General features: G+C 71.1%; 2 protein-coding genes. One reads left to right on the top strand and one right to left on the bottom strand.

Translation table 11 applies throughout. The features are described 5' to 3' along the window. Positions 1-629 (top strand): low temperature requirement protein A (locus F8271_RS31505; protein WP_151493409.1); only part of this gene is annotated, 629 nt, incomplete at its 5' end. 64 nt (positions 630-693) lie between these two features. Here the strand turns inward: F8271_RS31505 and F8271_RS31500 are convergent. Continuing rightward, on the bottom strand, positions 694-1,024 hold a 331-nt coding region (locus F8271_RS31500), incomplete at its 5' end, for a cellulose binding domain-containing protein (protein WP_192580557.1).

Raw genomic sequence — 1,024 nt, 5'->3', positions numbered from 1 at the left:
TGCCCACCCCCGGCCAGTGGCCCGTCCTGGCCGAGTACCTGTCCGAGCGTTACCGACAGTTCTTCATCATCGCTCTCGGTGAGCTGATCCTGGCGACCGGCTCGGCCTACAGCGACGCGTCCTTTCGTAGCGGTGGAGCCGCGGCGGCGCTCTCGGTCTCGTTCATCACCACCGTGCTGCTGTTCCGGGTCTACCTCTTCAAGGCGGGCCAACTGCTGCCCGAGGCGATCAACGCGTCCTCCGACCCCGCCCGCCTCGTCCGGGAGGCGTTCCTCGCGCACGTCCTCATGGTGGCCGGCATCGTGGCCGTCGCCATCGGGTACGAACTGGTGATCAAACATCCGTGGGGGCGGACCGAGGCGGCCTGGGTTCTCGTCATCCTCGGCGGGCCGATCCTGTTCCTGGTCGGACGTGCGCTGGCCGAATACGCCGTGTTCGCCCGCGTGTCCCGCTCCCGGCTGATCGGGGCGCTGGCGCTCGTCGCCGCCGCGCCGGCGATGACCCATCTGCCACCGCTGGCCGTGGCCGGCACCGCCGTACTCGTCCTCGCGTGCATCGCCACCTCCGACACGTTGCGTGCCAAGGGCAAGCCCCCCGAGCGCCCGTCCCCACCCCGCTTCAGACACTGACCAGCCGCTCCCCGGGCCACCTGTGGGCCCGGAGCCCTCTGGCTCCGGGCCCGGTCAGCCCTGCTCAGGGGCTGGTGCAGGTGATGGCGCCGGGTGCGGTGGCACCGTTACCGGTGGCGGTGTATCCGAACGTGGTCGAGGCGTTCGGGCCGACCGTGCCGTTGTACGCGGCGTTCCGGACGGTGACGCTGCCGGTGGTGCCCGTGTTGGTGCCGTTCCACAGGCTGCTGATGGCCTGACCACTGGCCAGGGTCAGACCCACGGTCCAGCCGTTCAGTGTCGTGGTGGTGGTGTTGGCGACGGTCACCTCGGCCTGGAAGCCGCCGGGCCAGGTGTTGAGCGTCCGGTAGGTGGCGGCGCAGGTGCCCGGCTCGCCGGTGGGCGGCGGGGGGGTC

This window comes from Micromonospora sp. ALFpr18c (assembly GCF_008868155.1).
Lineage (GTDB): Bacteria > Actinomycetota > Actinomycetes > Mycobacteriales > Micromonosporaceae > Micromonospora.
Note: the sequence above shows the minus strand (reverse complement) of the source record. Positions and strands in the feature narration are given on the sequence as shown.